Source organism: Ferrigenium sp. UT5, assembly GCF_045866295.1.
In the GTDB taxonomy this organism is placed as follows: Bacteria; Pseudomonadota; Gammaproteobacteria; order Burkholderiales; family Gallionellaceae; genus Sideroxyarcus.
Genome location: NZ_BAAFRY010000011.1, coordinates 17,237 through 34,969 on the forward strand (window position 1 = coordinate 17,237; position 17,733 = coordinate 34,969).

At 57.0% G+C, this 17,733-nt stretch carries 17 protein-coding genes; 12 read left to right on the top strand and 5 right to left on the bottom strand.

Features of this window, described 5'->3' with window-relative positions:
* The first annotated feature begins 78 nt into the window (after positions 1–78).
* The 9 genes from ACKTSJ_RS05680 to ACKTSJ_RS05720 all read left to right on the top strand — a co-directional run bounded on the left by ACKTSJ_RS05680 (position 79) and on the right by ACKTSJ_RS05720 (position 9,907).
* Entirely contained in the window at positions 79–231 is a 153-nt protein-coding gene (locus tag ACKTSJ_RS05680; protein ID WP_407898242.1) for a hypothetical protein, read from the top strand.
* An 85-nt stretch (positions 232–316) separates the two neighbouring features.
* On the top strand, positions 317–1,522 hold the full coding sequence (locus ACKTSJ_RS05685; RefSeq protein WP_407898244.1) for an HD-GYP domain-containing protein: 1,206 nt from the start codon (positions 317–319) through the stop codon (positions 1,520–1,522).
* A gap of 31 nt (positions 1,523–1,553) precedes the next feature.
* Positions 1,554–3,521, top strand: a complete 1,968-nt coding sequence (gene acs / locus ACKTSJ_RS05690; RefSeq protein WP_407898246.1) for an acetate--CoA ligase — start codon at positions 1,554–1,556, stop codon at positions 3,519–3,521.
* A gap of 269 nt (positions 3,522–3,790) precedes the next feature.
* Positions 3,791–5,269 carry a transglycosylase SLT domain-containing protein gene (locus ACKTSJ_RS05695; protein WP_407898248.1) on the top strand — a complete coding sequence of 493 codons (1,479 nt, stop codon included), beginning with the start codon at positions 3,791–3,793 and terminating at the stop codon, positions 5,267–5,269.
* Positions 5,270–5,464: 195 nt separating this feature from the next.
* Positions 5,465–6,250 (top strand): peptidylprolyl isomerase, encoded by a 786-nt coding sequence (locus ACKTSJ_RS05700; protein WP_407898250.1) that lies wholly within the window; start codon positions 5,465–5,467, stop codon positions 6,248–6,250.
* Positions 6,251–6,384: 134 nt separating this feature from the next.
* Positions 6,385–7,524, top strand: coding sequence for an ABC transporter permease (locus tag ACKTSJ_RS05705; RefSeq protein ID WP_407898252.1), 1,140 nt, complete (start codon positions 6,385–6,387; stop codon positions 7,522–7,524).
* Positions 7,521–8,315, top strand: coding sequence for an ABC transporter ATP-binding protein (locus ACKTSJ_RS05710; RefSeq protein WP_407898254.1), 795 nt, complete (start codon positions 7,521–7,523; stop codon positions 8,313–8,315). The genes ACKTSJ_RS05705 and ACKTSJ_RS05710 overlap by 4 nt, the downstream gene beginning before the upstream one ends.
* A complete protein-coding gene (locus tag ACKTSJ_RS05715) occupies positions 8,300–9,214 on the top strand; it encodes an MlaD family protein (RefSeq protein ID WP_407898256.1) in 915 nt (304 codons plus the stop codon). Before ACKTSJ_RS05710 ends, ACKTSJ_RS05715 begins: the two co-directional genes overlap by 16 nt.
* Positions 9,215–9,307: 93 nt before the next feature.
* The gene (locus tag ACKTSJ_RS05720) at positions 9,308–9,907 is read left to right on the top strand and encodes an ABC-type transport auxiliary lipoprotein family protein (protein ID WP_407898258.1); all 600 of its coding nucleotides are present in this window, start codon (positions 9,308–9,310) and stop codon (positions 9,905–9,907) included.
* Positions 9,908–10,154: 247 nt separating this feature from the next.
* Here ACKTSJ_RS05720 and ACKTSJ_RS05725 read toward each other — a convergent pair whose 3' ends face one another.
* Together ACKTSJ_RS05725 and ACKTSJ_RS05730 are read right to left on the bottom strand one after the other, a co-directional pair.
* Entirely contained in the window at positions 10,155–10,541 is a 387-nt protein-coding gene (locus tag ACKTSJ_RS05725) for a rhodanese-like domain-containing protein (protein ID WP_407898260.1), read from the bottom strand.
* Between the two features lie 130 nt (positions 10,542–10,671).
* Positions 10,672–11,202 (bottom strand): YfcE family phosphodiesterase, encoded by a 531-nt coding sequence (locus tag ACKTSJ_RS05730; protein WP_407898262.1) that lies wholly within the window; start codon positions 11,200–11,202, stop codon positions 10,672–10,674.
* Positions 11,203–11,449: 247 nt separating this feature from the next.
* On the opposite strand from ACKTSJ_RS05730, the gene ACKTSJ_RS05735 reads away from it, so the two are divergent.
* The 3 genes from ACKTSJ_RS05735 to ACKTSJ_RS05745 all read left to right on the top strand — a co-directional run bounded on the left by ACKTSJ_RS05735 (position 11,450) and on the right by ACKTSJ_RS05745 (position 14,741).
* On the top strand, positions 11,450–12,664 hold the full coding sequence (locus tag ACKTSJ_RS05735) for a sensor histidine kinase (protein WP_407898264.1): 1,215 nt from the start codon (positions 11,450–11,452) through the stop codon (positions 12,662–12,664).
* 49 nt (positions 12,665–12,713) lie between these two features.
* Positions 12,714–13,325: a LuxR C-terminal-related transcriptional regulator gene (locus tag ACKTSJ_RS05740; RefSeq protein WP_407898361.1), complete on the top strand. Its 612-nt coding sequence runs from the start codon at positions 12,714–12,716 to the stop codon at positions 13,323–13,325.
* Between the two features lie 147 nt (positions 13,326–13,472).
* Entirely contained in the window at positions 13,473–14,741 is a 1,269-nt protein-coding gene (locus tag ACKTSJ_RS05745; RefSeq protein WP_407898266.1) for an NAD(P)/FAD-dependent oxidoreductase, read from the top strand.
* A 94-nt stretch (positions 14,742–14,835) separates the two neighbouring features.
* Here the strand turns inward: ACKTSJ_RS05745 and ispG are convergent, their stop codons facing one another.
* The 3 genes from ispG to pilW are packed head-to-tail and all read right to left on the bottom strand — an operon-like array spanning position 14,836 to position 17,726.
* Entirely contained in the window at positions 14,836–16,068 is a 1,233-nt protein-coding gene (ispG, locus tag ACKTSJ_RS05750; RefSeq protein WP_407898268.1) for a flavodoxin-dependent (E)-4-hydroxy-3-methylbut-2-enyl-diphosphate synthase, read from the bottom strand.
* Between the two features lie 3 nt (positions 16,069–16,071).
* Positions 16,072–16,989, bottom strand: coding sequence for a RodZ domain-containing protein (locus ACKTSJ_RS05755; RefSeq protein WP_407898269.1), 918 nt, complete (start codon positions 16,987–16,989; stop codon positions 16,072–16,074).
* On the bottom strand, positions 16,989–17,726 hold the full coding sequence (gene pilW, locus ACKTSJ_RS05760) for a type IV pilus biogenesis/stability protein PilW (RefSeq protein ID WP_407898271.1): 738 nt from the start codon (positions 17,724–17,726) through the stop codon (positions 16,989–16,991). The genes ACKTSJ_RS05755 and pilW overlap by 1 nt, the downstream gene beginning before the upstream one ends.
* Between the last annotated feature and the right edge of the window lie 7 nt (positions 17,727–17,733).

The window sequence follows — 17,733 nt, forward strand, 5'->3', positions numbered from 1 at the left end:
CCAACACCCGCCGCCGCCCGCACCCGCATCCATCCCGACCTGTTGCGCGGTGCTGAGGTAACAAAATCGAATCGGGTGTTGAGCGCCGACATCACACCCATCCGGTTGGCGCACGGTTTTGTGTACCTGGTCGCGCTGATCGACGGGCATTCAAGAAAGGGGTTTGATCTGGCGGATCAGCAACGCGACGGCTTGGGTGCCCGGCCTGACCGAAGACTGGATGTTTTATAATGACGGGCAAGCTCATCAATCGCCGGACAGCCTGACACCCGATGCAAGGTACGCCACCACCAATGGCAACGGATAGGGGATAGAAATGCGTAAAAAAATCTCCGTGCAAAATGTTTGCATCGGCATGTATATCAGTGATATCTGCGGGAGCTGGATGGATCACCCCTTCTGGCGAAAATCCTTTCTGCTGGAATCCGCCAGGGATTTGGCTACCTTGCAAAACAGCTCAATCAGCGATGTTTGGATAGATACCGGTCTGGGATGTGATGTCAAAACCGGGAGCGTCGTCGTCTCGGAGGACCAGGCTGCGCAAGATGTGGAAAATGAGCTGGCGCGAATCAGCGCTTCTAAATCCGCAAGAGTCCCCCTGCATGAAGAGATTGAGCGCGCCCGCGCCCTGCTCGCCCAAGGCAAAGAATCGGTCACCTCGATGTTCCTGGAAGTGCGCATGGGCAAGGCCATCAAGATCAGCGAGGCCGCGCCGCTGGTCGATGAGATCAGCCAGTCCATCACGCGCAACCCGGAAGCCTTCCTCAATTTGGCCCGGCTCAAGACCAAGGACGATTACACCTATATGCACTCGGTGGCGGTGTGTGCACTGATGATCGCGCTCGGCAAGCAACTGGGACTCGAAGGCGAAGACCTGAAAGAAGCCGGACTGGCCGGGCTGCTGCACGATGTCGGCAAGATGATGATCGACGAAGCCGTACTGAACAAGCCCGGCAAACTCACCGACGAAGAGTTCAATATCGTCAAGGAACATCCCCGCAAAGGCTGGGAAATCCTGCAAGGCTCCAGCGGCATCACCGCGATTGCGCTGGACGTCTGCCTGCACCATCACGAACACATGGACGGCAAGGGCTATCCGGAAAAACTGGCCGGCGAACAGATCTCCCTGTTCGCGAAGATGGGCGCGGTCTGCGACGTGTACGACGCGCTCACCTCCAACCGCTGTTACAAGAATGGCTGGGAACCGGCCGAGACCATCCGCAAGATGGCGGAATGGCGCAACGGGCACTTCGACGAGCGCGTGTTCCATGCTTTCGTCAAGACCATAGGCATCTATCCTTCCGGCACACTAGTAAGGCTCAAGTCAGGAAAACTGGCTATAGTCCTTGAGCAGAGTAGCAAAAGTCTGCTCACGCCCGTGGTCAAGATCTTCTTTTCCACCAAATCGAACGAGCCCATCCTGCCCGAAATGCTAGACTTGAGCGGGTCGCAGGAAAGCATCGTAGGCGCTGAAGACCCGGCACAATGGGGCTTTGATCTACAGAAAATGACAGGCATTTGAAAGAATCAACAACACTTCCAGGGAGCAAGAAATGTCCAACATCCAGTCCATCTTGAACGAAACCCGGGTTTTCGCCCCGTCCGACGCCTTCGTCAAACAGGCCAACATCTCCGGCATGGCTGCCTATCAGTCGCTCTGTGCAGACGCGGAGAAAGATTACGCCGGTTTCTGGGCGAAACTGGCCCGCGAATATATCGTGTGGAAGAAACCATTCAGCAAGACCCTGGATGAAAGCAAGGCCCCCTTTTACACGTGGTTCGAAGACGGCGAGCTGAACGTTTCCTTCAACTGTCTCGACAAACATCTTTCGACCCAGCCGGAAAAGACGGCCATCATTTTCGAGGCTGACGATGGCAAAGTAACCCGCGTGAGCTACCGCGAATTGCACGGCCGGGTCTGCCAGTTTGCCAACGGCCTGAAATCGCGCGGCATCAAGAAGGGCGACCGTGTCGTCATCTACATGCCGATGAGTGTGGAAGCGGTGGTGGCGATGCAGGCTTGCGCGCGCATCGGCGCCATCCATTCCGTCGTCTTTGGCGGATTCTCTTCCAAGAGTCTGCACGAACGCATCACCGATGCCCAGGCGGTGGCGGTGATCACCGCCGACGGCCAGTTCCGGGGCGGCAAGGCAATGGCGCTCAAACCGGCCGTGGACGAGGCACTGACGTTGGGCGGATGCGAGGCGGTTCACACCGTGGTCGTGTACCGTCGCACCGGCGGCGATGTTGCCTGGGATGATGACCGCGACATCTGGTGGCACGACCTGTTCAACAACCAATCTTCCACCTGCGAACCGGAATGGGTGGGGGCGGAACATCCCTTGTTCATCCTTTACACCTCCGGCTCCACCGGCAAGCCCAAGGGCGTCCAACATTCAACCGGCGGCTATCTGCTGGGATCAATGGTTTCCATGCAATGGGTATTCGACTACAAACCGACCGATGTCTTCTGGTGCACGGCCGATGTAGGCTGGATCACGGGCCACAGTTATGTCACCTACGGCCCCCTGGCCATGGGCGCGACCCAGGTCATTTTCGAAGGCGTGCCGACCTATCCGGATGCCGGTCGATTCTGGAAGATGATCCAGGACCACAAAGTCACGACTTTCTATACCGCTCCCACGGCGATCCGTTCGCTGATCAAACTGGGCAGCGATCTGCCGTCCAAATACGATCTGTCCAGTCTGCGTATCCTTGGCACCGTGGGCGAGCCGATCAACCCCGAAGCGTGGATTTGGTACTACACGGTAGTGGGAAAATCGCGTTGTCCCATCGTCGACACCTGGTGGCAAACCGAGACCGGCTGCCACATGATTGCCCCACTGCCGGGGGCGATGCCGATCAAACCCGGCACCTGCACTCTGCCCCTGCCCGGCATCATGGCCACCATCGTCAATGAGGCGGGGGACGAGGTGCATGACAAACATGGTGGCTTCCTCGTCATCAAGAAACCCTTCCCTTCGCAGATTCGCACGATTTGGGGCGATCCGGAGCGCTACAAGAAAGGCTACTTCCCCGAAGAAATGAAGGGTGCCTATCTGGCAGGAGACTCCGCACACCGCGACGAAGACGGTTACTTCTGGATCATGGGCCGCATCGACGATGTACTGAACGTTTCGGGCCACCGCTTGGGCACGATGGAGATCGAGTCTGCGCTTGTCGCCAACCCCTTGGTGGCAGAAGCCGCTGTGGTTGGAAAACCGCATGAACTCAAAGGCGAGGCCGTCGTCGCTTTTGTGGTGCTCAAGGGAGCGCGTCCGGCAGATGCCGCGACCGCGAAGAAACTGGTGGAAGACTTGCGCAACTGGGTCGGCAAGGAGATCGGTCCGATCGCCAAGCCGGACGAGATTCGTTTCGGCGAGAACCTGCCCAAGACCCGCTCCGGCAAGATCATGCGCCGTTTGCTGCGCGCGATCGCAAAGGGAGAGGAAATCACGCAAGATGTTTCGACCCTGGAAAACCCGGCTATTCTCGAACAGTTGAAGAAAGTCGTGAAGTGATCATGGCCGGGTTTCGGCGTGGGCTAACTTGCGCAGCAAGTTAAGCCGGGCAGCGGCGGCCAAAGCCAAAACCCGGCCATTCTGGAACAGTTGAAAGAAGTCATCAGGTGATGTGCGCCGGGATTTGAAGCAGAGACAATGGCTCTGCCTCAAATCCCGTTCAACCATCGCGGTAATGTGCGGTAAACTGTCGGAGATTTCACAACGCGACAGAGATGATCAGATTGGGCACATCCATTATTACGGCATCAAGTTCAGGGACAGCACGTTTGGCGTTGCTGTCCCTGATTTTTGTTGCGTGGGCTGCACCTGCGTGTGCAGAGATTGAAGCCGTTCGCGCGATCACCGAAATCCAGACACAAGCCCCCGCCCCCATCCGGGAGGCAATGTTCATCGCGCCGAAAAACGTTCAGCAGGTACCCGAGGAAGAAGTGCCGGATGAAGCGGTTGGATCGTCCCCGTATCCGGAGCTGACGGCCTTGCCGGAGGAGGATGTCTGGCAGCGCATCCGCAACGGTTTCGGCATGAACGATCTGAACAGTCCCCTGATCAAGCGCCATGAAAAATGGTATGCCAGCCATCCGGACTATGTGTTGCGCATGAGCGAACGGGCTCAGCGTTATCTGTTCTACATCACGGAAGAAGTCGAACGACGCGGCATGCCCGCGGAGATCGCCCTCCTTCCCATCATCGAGAGCGCATTCAATCCCGGCGCCAATTCCGTTGCCCGCGCATCCGGCATCTGGCAGTTCATCCCCTCCACCGGCAAACACTTCGGCATGGAGCAGAACTGGTGGTACGACGGGCGACGCGACATCATCAGCGCCACCAACGGGGCGCTGGATTATCTGCAAAAGCTGCATGACCAGTTTGGCGACTGGGAATTGGCGCTGGCCGCCTATAACTGGGGCGAGAATGCAGTCGCGCGGGCGCAAGCGAGCAATCGCCGGCGCGGAAAACCGACGGACTATTCGCACCTGAAAATGCCGCGCGAAACGCGGAACTATGTGCCAAAACTGCTTGCCATCAAGAATATCGTCAGCGATCCGATGCGCTATGGACTGGAATTGCGGACGATTCCGAATCGGCCTTATTTTGCCGCGGTAACCCCCTCGCAACCTATGGATGTAAAGGTGGCGGCGGAACTCGCGGAAATATCGATGGAAGAATTCCTTGCCCTGAACCCGGGGCACAACAGGCCGGTGATTTTGCAAGGTCAGGCGGAATTGCTGCTGCTGCCGGTTGACAAAGTGGCGCTATTCCGCAGCAATCTGGAAAAGAACAGTCAACGGCTCGTATCCTGGCGCGCCTATGAAAGCACCAAAGGTGAAACCTTCGCCGAGATTGCCCAGCGCTTCGATATTTCGCTGGATCAGTTGCGCACCGCCAACGGACTGTCGCACTACGCCATCCAGAGCAACGGTCAAACCTTGCTGGTGCCGGCTGGCGAGAATGACATAGGCGAGGCGTTTTCACCATTCAATATGCACGCTACTGCCGTGCAGGAAATGTCGGGCTTTATCTATGTGGTGCGCAAGGGGGACACCATCTCCGGCATCGCGCGCAAGTTTCATATCAGCCAGGCCAGCCTGATCGCGATGAACAAGCACAGCCATCGACTCCGCATCGGACAGCGTTTCACCATCCTGCCAGGCAGTTCCAGAAGCCAAGCAACCAAATACAGCAGAAGCAAGCGGGTACAACACCACACCGTGGCGACCCGCGCCACTGAAACTTACAACCGCTGAGTATTTTCAGATTCATCTGTGTCTACAATCTATCCCCCAAGTGCCAGCGGGTGCGGATATGACGGATTTATTCCCGAAAAACGGAAAATAAGTCCGCGGACTTGCCACCTTATGATCGACCGTTAAACTGGCATCCTGTGCTATATTGCGCGCGCGGTTAACCCCCATCCAATTGATCATCTAAAGGAATAAATTATGCTGAGATTCTCGAGAATCGTCCTGTTCTCTTCCCTGTTTGTCTGTGGCGCCACCGCGATGGCGGACGATGGAAGCAAAGCGGCCGCATTAGTCAATGGCGTTGCGGTTCCCCAGTCACGCCTTGATTTGCGGATCAAAGCCGCAGAACAACAAGGTCAGCCGGATAGCCCGGAGTTGCGAACCACGCTGCGTGAAGATCTCATCAATCTTGAAATTGTTTCGCAGGAAGCCGCCCGGCAGGGCCTCGAAAAAGAAGCTGTTGTTGCACAACAGTTGGAGCTCGCCAGACAATCGGTGCTGGCCAGCGCTTATGTCCAGAATTACGTCAAAACTCATCCGGTCGAAGAGGCGCTGCTCAAGCAGGATTACGAGGCAATGAAGGCGCGCATTGGCAACAAGGAATACAAGGTGTCGCACATTCTGGTTCCCACCGAGGATGAGGCAAAAACGATGCTTAAGCGCGTCAAGAAGGAAAGCTTTGCCAAGGTTGCCAAACAAAAATCGCAGGATCCGGGCTCCAAGGACAAGGGCGGCGATCTGGGCTGGACGGTCCCTTCCAATTTCGTCCAACCCTTCGGCGAGGCTGTCTCCGCCATGCAGAAAGGCCAGATCAGCGCCCCCGTGCAAACCCAATACGGCTGGCATGTGATCAAGCTGGAAGACACGCGGGAATTAAAAGTTCCGGCATTCGAGGATGTCAAACAAAATCTGGAAAAGCGCCGCCAGCAGGAACTGATCCAAAAGGCTATTTCAGAATTGCGCAGCAAGGCAAAAGTGGAGTAATCGTCCCCGTACCCGGTGTCGCGCCGAATTCGGGGAACGGATGTTGCAGAGCGTATGGCGGGAGAATACCTGCGGCTGAATGAACTTGAGGGTTTGCCGCGCATGCGCCCTGCCGCCTCAACCTTGGAGAAAGCATGAGTAACGGGAGCCCTGCCCGGCTAAAGGTCGAGTCCCCTGCGGCAGATTGCGCAGCGACAATCCGGGTGCGCTGCACGGGGGCATGGACGATGCCGGAAATCTACCAGCTGGAGCGGCAACTGGAGACGATCCGCTGGCCTTCCAGCGGCGACCTGGAGTTCGACGGCTCCGCCGTATCCAAGCTGGACACCGCGGGCGCGTTGCTGCTGCAGCGCACGCTGAACAGCCAGCAACAGTCGGGGCGAAGCGTCCGCATCGTTGGATTGCGTCCCGAGTCAAATCGTCTGTTGCAGTTGATTGCTGCGCATACCATTCCCCTCACGCCCGCCCTGCCGGAACGCACCCGCCTGTTGGCCGGCATCGGCAAACAATTCTGGCATAGTCTGAACGACGCGGTTGGCATGTTATCCTTCATCGGTGAGTGTGTGATCGGAGGACTGACTTCGCTATTCCAGCCGCGCCGTATCCGCTGGCGTTCGTTCCTGCACAACGTACAGGTCGCGGGATTCGAGGCCATGCCGATCGTGGGGCTGCTCGCCTTTCTGATGGGTATCGTGATTGCCTACCAGGGGGCGGATCAACTGCAACGCTTCGGCGCAAATATTTTTATTGCCGATCTGGTTGGCCTCTCGATGTTGCGCGAGTTGGCCCCCCTGCTTACCGCCATTATCGTCGCCGGCCGCTCCGGCTCTGCGTATGCGGCACAGATCGGCACCATGAAGATGACCGAAGAAATTGATGCCTTGCGCACCATCGGTATTGTGCCCGCCGAAATACTGGTTCTCCCCAAACTGATGGCCCTGATCATCACCCTCCCCATGCTCACGCTCTGGGCCGATGTGAGCGGGATGTTTGGCGGCATGTTGATGGCACGCGCCCAACTGGATGTCAGCTTCACGGTCTTTCTCGATCGGTTGGAAGATGCGGTCAGCGTGTCCTCATTTCTGACCGGGATCGGAAAGGCTCCGGTTTTTGCGTTCATCATCGCCTCGGTCGGCTGCTATCGGGGTTTTCAGGTGAGCGGGAGTGCGGCTAGCGTCGGGCAGCAAACCACGGTGAGTGTGGTGCAGTCGATTTTTCTTGTCATTCTGGCCGATGCGCTGTTCTCCGTCGTGTTCAACTGGTTCGAAATATGATTCCCGCACCGCACAGCGCCCCCGCCGTAATTGATATCCGACATCTGCATACCCGCTTTGGTCCGCATGTGGTGCACCAGGACGTCAATCTGGAGGTGTGCCGGGGAGAGGTCTTTGCACTGGCGGGCGGCAGCGGTAGCGGCAAGTCCACATTGCTTCGCACCATCATCATGTTGCTGCGCCCGTTGTCGGGTTCGATCCGCGTGTTCGGGCAGGAAGTGGTGGGATTGAACGATCAGCAGGCACTGCCACTCCGCCGCCGCTGGGGCGTGATGTTTGAGCGCGGCGCGCTGTTCAGCTCGCTCACCGTCACCGAAAATGTCAGCCTGGTGTTGCGTGAACACACCCGCTTTAGCGAGGGCCTGATCGCCGAGATCGCCGCACTGAAAATCGCGCTGGCGGGTTTGCCTGCGAACGCGGGCGTCAAATACCCGAGCGAGTTGAGCGGAGGCATGCGCAAACGTGCCGCACTGGCGCGTGCAATGGCACTCGATCCCGAACTGCTGTTTCTCGACGAACCCACGGCGGGACTGGATCCGCTCAGCGCGAGCGGCATTGATGAATTGGTGCAAAGCTTGCGCGATATCCTGGGATTGACCATCATGATGGTGACGCACGACCTTGATCTGTTATGGAGCACCGCAGATCGAGTCGCCGTACTGGGGGAGCAGCACATTCTCGAGGTCGGCACAATGGAACAATTATCAAAATCGGATCACCCCATCATCCAGGGATACTTTTCCGGGCCGCGCGGGCGGGCCGCACAGGGGCACGCATGGAAGACAAAGTAAACTATGCCGTCGTCGGCGCCTTCGTCCTAATCCTGGGCGCCGCCCTGATTATGGGGGTGTTGTGGCTGGGCAGTGGCCGCTCTTATCGCACCACTTACGACACCTACCTGACCTATATGAATGAATCGGTATCGGGCCTGAATCTCAACGCCCCGGTCCGTTACCGCGGCGTCGAGGTAGGCCGCGTGCAGCGCATCAGGCTGGCGCCGGGCAATGTCGAACAGGTGCAATTGACGCTCGTCATCGAGCACGGCACACCGATCAAAGCCGACACCGTGGCCATCCTCCAAACCCAGGGACTGACTGGGCTTGCCTTTATCGAGCTGAACGGAGGCAGCCGCGACTCTCCCGCGCCAAAAAATCAGGAAGGGGAAGACTATCCGGTGATCCCGTCCGCGCCCTCGCTGCTGACCCGCCTCGATTCGGCGGTGACGGCGTTACTCGCCAATCTGAATCGCGCCAGCGAGCATTTCAATACCCTGATGGATGATAATAACCAGAGCACGATCAAGACCGCGCTGGCGGATATCGCACTGGTCTCGCACACCATTGCCGCCCGCGCGGATACCATCGATTCAAGCTTGAATAACGCGGCTCATCTCATGCAAAGCATGGCACAGTTGAGCGATGAACTGCGCCAACTGGTACAGCGTGCGCAGCGGAGTGCCGACGCGTTCGATCAGATGTCCGGCACAATCGCCAGCGCCGGCGCAAACGCAAGCCGTACCCTGGATGGAACCCGGCAATTCACGGACGAAGCGCTGCCGGAAGCGCATCAGTTATTTATCGAGTTGCGCCAACTGACCGACTCCTTGCAGCGGATCAGCGCCGAGCTGGAACAGAACCCCGGCGTTCTGCTGCACGGCAAACCCGCCGCCCGGCGTGGCCCCGGGGAATGATTCCGTTCCGTTAAAATGAGTCTATCCAAGAGAGCGCCCGTGATGAATCCAAACCCGCCAATATGTCATTCCTGCCGCATAGGATTGTGCCTGGTGTCCGCGCTGCTGCTGGTCGGCTGCACCGCCTTGTCGGCACCCAAATTGGAAAATTCCCGCCTCTACCTGCTTGAGATGCAGGCGATGCCCCCTCCGGCACAGGCCAGACACGACCGGGTGCTGGCCGTTGCCATGCCGCGCGCGCGGCCCGGCTTCGACACGCCGCAAATGGCGTATCGGAACCGCACGCATGAACTTCAGTATTTTGCGGTCAATCGCTGGGCCGACACCCCGCAACAGATGCTGTTGCCACTTCTCATTCAAGCTCTGGAACAAGGGGGCGGATTCCGCGCCATTGTGCAGACCCCGGGCGCCCTTCCCGCGGACCTCAGGCTCGAAGTCGATCTGGTTCGTTTGCAGCAGGACTTTATGACCCACCCCAGCACCATGCAAATGGTCGTGCGCGCCCAATTGAGCAATGTGCACGACAGAAAGGTGCTCGCCGTAAAATGGTTTGAAAAGATACAGGAAACACCCAGCGATGATGCTTATGGCGGGGTCATAGCGGCAAATCAGATCCTGCAGCAGATGTTGGGCGAACTATCGGAATTTTGCATCCGCGCCGCCGGAGACATGCCCACAGCCGGGTTGAACTGAACTTCCTGCCACCGTGAAGTTCGGCATCTAAAATGCCTAGTGTAGTGCTGCACTCTTAACGATACTTATTGCAAACCTTTGTGGGTCGGACTTCAGTCCGACATGTCGGGTTAAAACCCGACCCACAAGGGCTTCCCGCACCTTGGCATAAGTTCCAGATAGCGTGCAACACCACACTAGCAGCCTGTCGGACTCTTTCGCAAGATGCGTGGTCGGAAAACGGATGGATGCAAGGCGCGAATCGACATCAAGTCTGCGCCCAGGGTAATCCGTCAAAACGCCAACCGTTGTGCGAATTCCGGTGGTGCGTCTCGTCGAGGTCGCCTTCAAAACCATGTTCGACGTTGTAAACATCCTTGATTCCGGCGTTCTCCAGTGCCAGTCCGGCATCGGCAGAGCGGCGTCCGGAACGGCAAATCAACAGCACCGGCCGATTCACACTGGATGCCTTGCGCACGTGTGCGACAAACAGCGGGTTAATCTCCCAATCCGGACCATCCACCCATGGAATCAGAATGGAACCGCGCGGATGGCCAACGAACATGTATTCCATCTCGCTGCGCACATCAATAAATACTGCTTCCGGGTTTGCCTGCAAAAAATCGTATGCTTCTTTTGGGGTCAGGTGCTGCATGGTCGCTCCTCGGTTTTTAGTTAACGTGATGAATTATAGCCCCATCATTTTCCTGCGATGTCCTGGAATTTTTTCGGCTGGATCACCGGGTCATCCGGACGGGACTGGTTTCTTGCAATAGAAGCGTTCATCAAACCTCCGGTAGTTTGCGTATCTCAAAAGTCATGCTGGATAGGTCGCCCAAAATCCAGGTCGGAATCGCATCGACCCCCGGGGCGTCGATGCCCGCCACCGAGCCGGGGTTAACCAGCCAGCATTCTCCGCCCTTGACGTGCTGTTGTTTGCCGACGTGGGCGGTATGACTGTGGCCATGGCAGACCAGGTCGTAGTCGCCGGTGCAGGCAAAGGCTTGACCGTGATGAGGCAGGTGGGTGACAAAAATCTTCCGCCCCGCCATTTCCAGCACAGCCGCTTCCCCGTGGTAGGTGAAACGACCGGGATTTTTTGCCATCATGCGGTACAGTGAAGCCATGTCGCCGAGATTGTTGCCGTGCACGGCGTGAATGGGAATTCCAAGCCGCAGCGATGCGCGCAAAGTGTTGGCGCCGATCAGATCGCCGCAATGAATCACCAATTCTGCTCCCGCGGATCGGGCTTCCGTGATCGCATCGACCAGCGCATCAGAGCGGTCATGGCTGTCGGAAACGATGCATATCTTCATACCCTGTTGGCGTTGTGGAAATTTGCCGCATTAGGCAAAATTAATATACCCCATGTCTATAGCCATATCGGGTAGTCTGTCACCTACCCTTCAGGCTATGCCAGCAGACTGGGCGGATGCTATAGGCGACAAGATGATTTCCCGGTTCCCGCATAAGGTTGAAATTTATCGAAAAGCATCATAACCTGCCAACTTAAGACAAGCCCGGCAACCATCAGCGCACGAATGGACACAACGACCGAGCCAAATGAGTAAAAAACTGAAGAATCTGGGCGGCAGCAATTTTTGCTGGACACGCGAGCCCGAATTCAATCCGCCGGGTGCCAGTGGCGGCGTTGACGCATGCGTGGAAGAACAATTCCAGACCGCACGTCCCAGCGATTTCAGGAAACTCCTGACATCCCATCTCGAATCAGCCATCAATCTGACTCAAGCCAAGGCCGGGGTGGTGCGCGTCCTCCTTCCCGATGAGCAGACATTGCAAGTAATCAGTGCGGTGGGTTTGACCGACGAAGAAGCAGAGCCTGAATCATTGGCCAAACTGGCCTGCGAGAACTGCGGCAAGGATGCTTTCCGACGCGGCTTGTGCGCCACAGATGTCGAAGCATGCGAATCGAAACAAGGCGATATAGCCAATAAACAGTGCCATTCTGCTCTCTCGATACCGCTGGAAAGCACAAATTCTCCCGGCATACTGCTCGGGGTATTCACGCTTTTTTTTAATTCCCCCAAATCCTCTTCCGGCAAGACTGCCAGTCTGGCTGCCATTTTTGCCGAACTATGCAGCGCCCTGATCGAATACATCCAGGCCAACCGCGAGGCAAAGCGCGCCGAGTTGTTGCAGGAGCGACAAACGATCGCGAACGAGATTCATGATTCTCTGGCGCAAACGCTCAACTATGCGCGCATGAGCACCCGACTGCTGACCGGGGCACTTCGCAATAAAAATGAACTGATGGTCAAGAAATACACCAATGAGCTTGATGGAGCACTTGAAATCAGTCAAAAAGCGGTGCGCTCGCTGATTACCGATTTCCGCAGCGAAATGGATCCGGCTGGCCTGCTGAAGGCATTACATACCTTGATGGCGGAATTCCGTAGCAAGTATTCCATCACGCTTGAAACGACGATTCATGTCGTCGATCTCGACCTGCCACTCGAACATGAAATTCAGGTATATAACATCGTGCGCGAGGCGTTTTCCAACATCGCCAAGCATTCGAATGCAAGCCATGCACGACTGATCATCGATCAGTTATGCGGTTACTATGTGTTCTGTATTGAAGATAACGGGGTTGGCACCTTCTCGCCCGTTGAAGGACACTACGGCATCACCATCATGCGCGAGCGGGCGCAAAACATTGGCGGAGAAATCCGTGTGGAAAGCACCAGGGGATTGGGTACCTGTGTACAACTCTATTTCCCTGAACCGGGATCAGACTGGAGAAAATTGCATGAGTGAGAAGTTGAAAGTGGCCATGATTGATGACTAAAGCCTTTGCCGCAGCGGACTGAGTGAGTTGCTTTCCCACTGTTACGATATCGAGGTGCTGGGGGCGGTCGGTTCTCTGGAAGATTTGCAGGGACTGATTGAACAAAAACCGGATTTGCTCATCGTCGATTTGCGCATGAAGCCGATGGATGGAATCTCGATAATTGAAGCCTTGCGCAAGAACGGCTGCACCCTTCCCGCCGTGATGTTGACCATGAGCGATTCCGAAACCGACTTGAGCAATGCAATCCGGGCCGGCGTGCGCGGCTATCTGCTCAAGGATATGGCACCGGATGAAGTCGTCGACGCGATCAAACGGGTTGCCGCCGGCGAACTGGTCGTTGCCCCGTCGATGACGGTGAAAATGATTGATCTGCTCAAGGGCGACAAATCCGAACATGAGGCGAAAAACTCGATCAAATTGCTCACCGACCGCGAACGCGAGATCCTGCAGCTTCTGTCGCGCGGGGAAAGCAATAAAGGCATCGCCCTAACCTTGCATATCAGCTATGACACGGTAAAACAGCACGTCCGGCACATCCTCAACAAGCTGAACCTGTCGTCGCGCGTCAAGGCCGCAGTGCTGTTCGCCAAAGAACATGGCGACGAGAACTACCAAAAACGCCAGTGATCATTCCGGTAGCCCATTCGGGCTACTTTCTGACGACCAATGTGGCTATAGACATCTGCGCCATGGATTGCGTCTAATTCGCGCCTGAAGATGGCTCCTGTTCGAGCAATATCTGTCGATTCTGTTTCATCCTAATAAGGGGGCAATATGGCGCATGTGGTGATCATGGGAGCAGGCGTCGGCGGCATGCCTGCCGCTTACGAGATGCAGGAAAAACTGGATAAGCAGCACAAAGTGACAGTGGTTTCCGACCGCGAGAATTTTCAGTTCACTCCCTCCAATCCATGGGCCGCAGTCAAATGGCGCGAGCGCAAGCATGTTGAGTTCCCGGTGCGCGCCTATCTGGAACGCAAGGGAATCGACTTCCTTTCGACCGGTGTCAAACGGGTTCATCCCGAGCAGAACCTGATCGAACTGAATGATGGAAAAAAACTCGCTTACGATTATCTGATCATCGCGACCGGCCCCAAACTCGCTTTCGACGAAGTGGAAGGTCTCGGTCCGCAAGGATTCACCCATTCGGTCTGCACGCTCGATCATGCGATGGCATCCCATGACGAATGGGAAAACTTCTGCAGGAATCCGGGGCCAATCGTGGTGGGCGCAGTGCAAGGCGCCTCCTGTTTCGGCCCGGCTTACGAATACGCCTTCATCATGGAAACCGATCTGCGCCGCCGCAAGATACGCACCCAGGTGCCGATGACGTTCGTTACGTCAGAACCCTACATCGGACACCTCGGTCTGGGCGGCGTGGGCGATTCCAAAGGCATCCTGGAATCGGCCATGCGCGACAAACACATCAAGTGGATCTGCAATGCCAAGGTGACCAAGGTCGAGGCCGGAAAGATGTATGTCACCGAGTTCGATGATCTTGGGCAGGAACGGAAACAGCACGAATTGCCGTTCAACTACAGCATGATGTTGCCATCGTTCAAAGGCATTGATGCGGTCTTCGGCATCGAGGGCCTGGTCCAGGCGCGCGGTTTTATTACGGTGGACAAGCATCAGCGCAACCAGAAATTCAAGAACATCTTCGCGGTCGGCGTGTGTGTCGCCATTCCTCCGGTCGAAGCGACCCCGGTTCCGGTCGGAACCCCCAAAACCGGATACATGATCGAGTCCATGGTAACCGCCGCCGTGCACAATATCCATTCCGACCTGACTGGCCAGCCCGCAGATCGGGAGGCTACATGGAATGCGGTTTGTCTGGCCGATTTTGGCGAGAGTGGCGTGGCTTTTGTGGCGATCCCGCAAATTCCCCCGCGCAACGTCAATTGGTTCTCCGAAGGGAAATGGGTGCATCTGGCCAAGGTCGCCTTTGAGAAGTATTTCATCCGCAAGATGAAGAAAGGCAGCTCGGAACCCTTCTATGAGGGAAGCATCATGAAGATGCTGGGGATCGAGAAGTTGAAATAACGCGTGCTTTTGAAAAACGAAAGAGCCCGAAAATTCGGGCTCTTTTATTTTTGTTTTTTGAAAACAGTCGGGTTTGCCACAGCACGGCTGGCGTTTAGTGAGCCTTTCTAGCATAGTTGCTGGCGACATAGGCATCAACAATCTGCTGGAATTCCTGGGCGATATTTTCCCCGCGCAACGTCACGGTTTTCTCGCCATCAACATAGACTGGCGCCGAGGGGGTTTCGCCGGTGCCGGGCAAACTGATGCCGATATTCGCCAATTTGCTCTCCCCGGGCCCGTTCACGATACAACCCATGACGGCAACGGTCATCTCCTCAACACCCTGGTATTGTTCGCGCCACAGTGGCATTTGCGCGCGCAGGTAAGCCTGGATACTTTGTGCCAGTTCCTGGAATACCGTACTGGTGGTGCGGCCGCAACCAGGGCAAGCAGTGACCATTGGCGCAAAAGCGCGCAGGTCCATGGTCTGCAAGATCTCCTGCGCCACCACGACTTCTTCGGTGCGCGCACCGCCAGGAGCCGGAGTGAGCGAAACACGGATGGTGTCGCCGATGCCCTGTTGCAACAATACGGCGAGCGCGGCGGTCGAGGCGACAATTCCTTTTGAGCCCATGCCCGCCTCGGTCAAACCAAGATGCAATGCGTAGTCGCAGCGCCGGGCAAGTTCCTGATACACGGCAATCAGATCCTGCACATCGCTGACCTTGCAGGAAAGCACGATGCGGTCATGCGCCAAACCAAGCTCCTCGGCCCGTTGCGCACTTTGCAGCGCCGACATGATCAGCGCTTCGCGCGTGATTTCGTTCGCTGCCCTGGGTTCGGCCAGTCGGGAGTTCTCATCCATCATGCGCACGATCAGATCCTGGTCCAGACTGCCCCAGTTGACACCGATGCGTACGGCTTTGTCGTATTTCCTGGCAACCCCGATCATCATAGCGAACTGGTCTTCGCCCTTGCGGTTCTTGCCCACATTACCGGGATTGATCCGGTATTTCGCCAGCGCCTGTGCGCATTCCGGATATTCGGTGAGAAGGCGGTGGCCGTTGTAGTGAAAGTCACCGATCAGGGGAACTGTGCAGCCCAGCGCATTCAGACGTCGCCGGATATGCGGCACTGCTTCCGCGGCGGCGGAGGTGTTGACGGTGATGCGCACCAGTTCGGAACCCGCCTGCGCCAGTTCGTGCACCTGGTTGGTGGTGGCGGTGATGTCCTCGGTATCGGTGTTGGTCATCGACTGCACGACAATGGGCGCTCCGCTCCCGATCACGATGTCGGCGACGCGGATCTGCGGGGTCGTGCGGCGTGCGGCGTGCAGAAAACTCATGAATCACTCCAATACCAAGTGCGCGATGCCATCGGGCCTGAATCCGGAAAGATCGACTTCCTTCCCTTTGTAATAAAGGCGGATGGCACCGACCTTGCCGATGTTGACCTGATAGGGCGCGCGCCGGTTGCCGCCGATCCATTTCTCGCCCCCAGCCTGGGTAACGCGCGAAATAAGCACTTCGCCGTTTACGTCCGTGACCTCCACCCAGGCGTCTTCCGTGAACACGAAGTGGATGGGACGTTTCATCAGTTGCTCCAGCGGAATTTCGCGCTTGGCCGGTATTTCCGCGGCAACCGCTACGGCAGGAATCGTTTCATTCTTTGGCAGAGTTCTGGCGGCTTCTGCCTTCACCGACACCGGTGGCGTGGCCCTGTCTGGCACGACAGTTTCACTCGCAGCGACTTCACTGGAAACAGCGGTTACGGAGGAAGTTGCTGTAGCAATAACCACCGCTGATTGCATGCCCGAATCGACGCCGATCATTTGCACGCCGCCATCCCGTTGAGTGAAGAGAAACCACGCCAGGCCGATTGCAATGATCAGGGCGCCAGCCAGCACGTAAAGATTCTTGCGTTCCGCGGCACCCCCCTTGGGGAGCGGTGCGCCTCCACCTTGAACATCGGTCACATCGAAATGGTGCTCCGTTTCCGTTGCGGTCTCGTTGAGCAAGGGTGCGGGATCGAGATGCACCACGCGCGCGTAGCTGCGGATGAACCCGCGCAGAAAAGTCCCCTGTGGCAAATGTTCGGCATCATCAGCCTCCAGCGCCTCCACCTGGCGCACGCTGAACTTGATCCGATCCGCGATTTCCTGGGTGGTCAGCCCGTGCGCTTCGCGCGCCGCGCGCAACCGCGCACCGGTGCTCAAGTGCGGTATGACCGAATCACCGGCCGCAGAATCCTGTTTGATTTCGTTCATCATTCGCCACTTTGTAAAAGTTGCGCCTCGGGCGAATCCGGGAACCGCTTGCGCAGTTGCAAAGCAAAACTGGCCGAAGCATTACGATCACCCAGTTGACGCTCGATGCGCACGGCCAGCAACAATTGTTCGGCATCGAGTTCGCGCCCGGTGCGCAGATACCGCAACAGCCATGACTTGGCCGCCGCAGGGTTGCCGTTGCCATAGGCCAGGGCGGCCAAACCGGCCAGCGCTTCCGGCATCTCCGGATGCAGAATTAATGCGCGTTGCAAATAAGTCTCGGCCAGCGCAGGATCGCCGGCCTTGTATGCACAGATTCCCGCATTCGCATTAGCAAGATCGGGGGTGCCATACAGCGGGTTGGCGAGTGCCTTCCTGAACTGCTGAAGTGACTCTTTGGCACGACCACGCTGACACAAAAACCAGCCGTAGTTGTTGTAGGCACCTGCATTGGCCGGTTCAAGCTTGAGGCTACGCCGAAAATCAGCTTCCGCCTGTTTGTCCTCGCGCAGCGTCATGCGCACCAAGCCGCGCACGTTATAAGCGGGCGCATAGGAATCGTCAGCCTGCAGGGCAACCCCCAATTCCTGCAAGGCAATCGAATACTGGCCGCGCTCGAAATAGGATGCGGCCAGTTCGGTATGGCTTGCTGCAATATTACGGTCCCGTTCATCCGTTGCGCCATGTGTGGCACAGCCGGCCAGAAGGAAAATAAATAACACCATTCCGCTCTTCATGCCGTAC